Source organism: bacterium (assembly GCA_040755795.1).
Classification (GTDB): Bacteria; UBA9089; CG2-30-40-21; order CG2-30-40-21; family SBAY01; genus JBFLXS01.
Genome location: JBFLXS010000341.1, coordinates 1 through 4,518 on the forward strand (window position 1 = coordinate 1; position 4,518 = coordinate 4,518).

Below are 4,518 nucleotides of genomic sequence, written 5' to 3' on the forward strand. Positions count from 1 at the left end.
CGTATGCCCAATCTTCATACATGGTCGTTGCTATTACCATGCCTTGTCCATACGGATACATTATCATGGCGGGTTCGTTATTCTTTGTCCGCCTTAATAAAACTGTAGTAGAATCTGGATATGAAGTGAAGTATCCATCTACTGACGCTGAAATGGTTGCTGACGATTGACCGCTTAAAACTTGGTGCCATTGATCAATATAAATGGCATTACTGAAACATCCCTGGTCTTCAAGCCAGCCATATGCGGATATTTTTTCTCCAGCGGGCAGCGCGGAATACTCGTAGCCGTGCTGCTGGGAGAGACAGACAAGTGTGCCGCCTGAAGAAACATATTCCGACAGCATGTCTTTAAACATCTGAGAATTGTCTAATCCTTGCAGTCCGCCTGAGGGAATTAACAAAACAGGAACATAAGATAATAAAGCCTGCGGATTTGTGTCAAGATCTGTGTAAATATATGACTTTTTGATTCCACCTGAAAGCCTCGAAAATGACGAATTAAACCCCGTCATCAATATGGATACATCCGGTGCCTGCCGGTAATAAAATACATCTGGGAAAAAAGAATCGTTCACGGCAAAATTGTCGTCGGGACTATCGCCAAAACCATTGCCATCACTGTCATTTTCATATTTTGTTTTTTCATTATCTATATATTCTTTACTTTTTGTATGATTGCCTATTTCATCAGTAATTAAATATATATCATATTTATCATCAATTTTACTTTGTATTTCTATACCAGCTTTTCTCCATTCATTATTATCCATTGCTTTTTGTCTTTCAATATATAAATCCTGTAAGCCTTCTTCTTCAAATTGGCGTCTATGGCCATTAACTTCATGGTCTATACAATCCGCAAAAAGTCTTCCATCAATACCTCCATTAACAAATTCTCCTGTTGCATAAATCCCCCATTCATATTTATAATTCCCAGATTCATCTTTTGTAACTATCGGCCCAGATTCAAATTTTCCTCCTCCGGTTAAAGCAATCATTCCTGTACTATTAGCAACTTCGTCTAAATCTCTATTAAGGTCTTTTTTGCATTCTGAATACTTTTTTGTCTTATATTTTTCATATATTTCTATAGTTTTATCAGTATATTTAGAAAATATTTCAAGTTGTTTTTTATACGTTTCATCATCATACCTCACACTTACTAAAACATTTATCAATTCTTTTGATAAAGGAGATTCTGCATTAATTATATTTACATCAATAAGTATTAAGAAAATTAATATTAAAAAAAATTTTTTCTTAAATATATACATTTAAACCTCTATACCCCAAAATCTATATATTATGTTTAAAATTTAGTGCATATAAATTGGAGACAACTTCTCTTCAATAATTTTTATTTTACTTTCATCACATATTAAATCTATTTGTTTTTGTTCACCAAATGCTGAAATTGTATATGTGGAATCTATTACTATTTTTTCAAATTTAAATTTTTCTTCTTGTGTGGTTTCAAACTCCACATCTCCAACAAAAATTGAAAATTTATACTCACCTGGCACTAAACCTTTAATCTGATAATTACTATTCGTAACGTCCACTGTTAAAGAAACATCATATGTGATAGACTCAATAGTTATTGAATTTCCTCTCGTATAAATTGTCCCATCTGGATTTTTTAATGTCCCATAAAAACCAGTAATATTTCCAGAACTAAGACTAATATTCATTTTTATATCATCGAGTTTTGATAAATTTAGTGTAGAATCACTAAAATAAAATTTTTCCGATTCACCATTAAGTAGCCCATATGTCAGTATTATTTTCCATAAATCATTACTGGGTTCATATTTAAATATATAATTGCCATCTCTACTAAAATATCCCTTGCTCCATCCTTTTGTTGACAGACGAACATCTACGGTTTCAAAAGGAGTTATACCATCTTCTTTAAATATCTTTCCTGAGATTGTTCCATAAAATCTGCTCACTTTTATGTTTATATCTACTAAGTTTTGACCTTGAGGAAATTCGATTGGCATGGTTGGGAGTATTGCTTTATATAATACTTTGTATTGTTCAGGTAATGATATAATCTCTATATAATATTTATCAGATGACAAGTTGTCGAATTTTATTATTCCATCTTTATTTGATTTTGAATATCTTTCAATAACTTTTGAACCCAATGATATTTTTTCATCAATATTTTTATAATTTTCAACTTTTGTAAATACACCTTCAATAGGTATTCCGCTATCCGTCAAGACCCTCCCCGAAATCGACCCATAAGTCTCGGCATTAATTTTTAGTGGGATTAAACTAACTATAATAATTAGTAATAAAATAAACTTTCTCATGATTTATAACCTCCAATTAATTCAATATTTAAATTTATATCGTCAAGAACATTATAGCTTATCTTATCGAATGACGGTTTGATTATAGCCTGACAGGGGATTATTTCTATGCCTGCGTCAAATTTATTGTCGTAATTGGAAGAATATTGCAGGGTGTAATTCCCAAATAAAATTGAAGAGATAGGGACATCAAAACTAATTACCTGATTCGCACCCTGTGCTAAATTAGTGAAAGGTTTTGTCTGTGAAAAAACTATAGTTTTATTCGGATCTTTCAATTCAAGTTTTAATTCGCCGTTTTGTATGTCCGCACCGCCGATATTCGAAATAGTAAAAGAAACGGAGTTATTGCCTGTATTCCAGACTGCAGGAAATGCCGGAGTAAAACTTATTAACGCGCCCGGAATATTGAAAAATACCGAGTTCCCGCCGATCTTTGTGCCGTTCTGGTAAATATCAGTGCAAACTATGTAAGTGCCGAAAAGAAGTTCTTGCGTTAATGCGTAGACGTGTTGATGTGTTACTTGACCGGAAGCTGATAAATTTAAGCTTTCAGTTGTATCGTAGACTTTCTGGTTTTGTGGATTCAAAATATATGTATTAACACTGCAATCATACGCCGCTTGTGTCCGATTGGTTATTGTTTGATTAATAATTACTGTTTCACCTTTTTTGTAGGTGGATTTGTCTAAGGAAATATCCGCCCTGGCTGACGCTGATAGGACCCAGATGCCTTTCTCAGAACTGGATAATCTTATGTTTTCTGAATCAAGTAACGTTATGCGAAATAAGATTGAACTCCCGATAGATGTTGTATAAATAAAACTTGTCTCTGAATGCGCTCCGACATTTACAGATGTCTGCCAGGTGCCGATTACAATCGAACCGTTAATCAAATCTGTATCGCTATTATTTTTCACATGAATCGTCAACACTACCGTCGAACCGGGCGTAACATTCTCTGTGGTTGATGTTACCCAAACCATAAAATCAGGATTGGGCTGGGCGCCTTGAGACGGATTGCTGATGACAAACCTTGCGCCTTGTGATTCGGTTTGAAATGCCACTCCTGCACTATCTAAAAGGCTGTATTCGACATGCCAGATGCCTAAGGGGGAAGTAGAAAGTGAGAAATAGGAAATGGGAAGTGAGATACTTTGACCAGAAGATAAACTGGTTGATTGAATCGATTCGCTTACAATGTTCCTGTCAGGGTCGAGAATGTTTATTTTTATTTGACTTGCCTCTTTGTCGGTTGTTTTATTTTTGGCTTCAAAACTTAAATTTATAGGTCCGCCGGGTCTTATCTCAGGCAGAACCTCTGGTTTCTTTGCCCATGAAATAATATCTCTGATTAATGCCCTGCCCTGCTCAGTCGACTGCCCATTCCCGTATGCCCAATCTTCATACATGGTCGTTGCTATTACCATGCCTTGTCCATACGGATACATTATCATGGCGGGTTCGTTATTCTTTGTCCGCCTTAATAAAACTGTAGTAGAATCTGGATATGAAGTAAAGTATCCATCAACTGATGCTGAAATAGTGGCTGAACTCTGGCCTGACAACACCTGGTGCCAGTTATCTATATACAAGGCGTTGCTGAAACAACCCTGGTCCTCAAGCCAGCCATAAGCGGATATTTTATCTCCAGCGGGCAATGCGGAATACTCGTAGCCGTGCTGCTGGGAGAAAACTATTAAAACGCCTCCCCTATATACATATTCATCCAGTTTATCTTTCATAGAAGGAAGATTATCCACTCCCCATAAACCAGCACTTGGAATTATTAATACAGGATGTTCAAGTAATTTATTTATAGAAACGTTTATATCAACGGGTATATAACTTTCTTTTTTATTTTTTATATCAAAAAATAAGGAACCACATTCATAAAAAAAACCATTTTGTAAAATCATTACATCAAATATATTTGGATAAACAGGCATGGCATCAAAACTACCAGGAACAATATCACTGGATACATCATAATTATCATCTGGATGATCTCCACCGGGCTTAGTTGGGGTATAAGGATTAACAAGCCAAGGTAAGCCAGTTTGAGGATTTATTAGCCAACTATTTTCTGTGTAAGGGTCAAAAGCAGAATTTGCAGCCTCATTTTCTCTAAATTCATGATGCAAATGAGGGCCTGAAGAAAAACCGGTATTATCCGAAAGTGCTATTATTTGCCC

General features: G+C 35.2%; 3 protein-coding genes. All 3 read right to left on the reverse strand.

The window, feature by feature from the left end; all coding sequences use genetic code 11:
- On the reverse strand, window positions 1-1,276 hold a 1,276-nt coding region (locus AB1414_16195; GenBank protein MEW6608961.1), incomplete at its 3' end, for a hypothetical protein.
- A 42-nt stretch (window positions 1,277-1,318) separates the two neighbouring features.
- Window positions 1,319-2,323: a hypothetical protein gene (locus AB1414_16200; protein ID MEW6608962.1), complete on the reverse strand. Its 1,005-nt coding sequence runs from the start codon at window positions 2,321-2,323 to the stop codon at window positions 1,319-1,321.
- Window positions 2,320-4,518, reverse strand: a 2,199-nt coding sequence (locus AB1414_16205; protein MEW6608963.1) for a hypothetical protein, incomplete at its 5' end; no start/stop codon positions are given. The genes AB1414_16200 and AB1414_16205, both read right to left, overlap by 4 nt.

Coding starts and splice junctions, on each gene's coding strand:
- AB1414_16200 (MEW6608962.1), bottom strand. CDS start 2,323: ATGAGAAAGTTTATTTTATTACTAATTATTATAGTTAGTTTAATCCCA.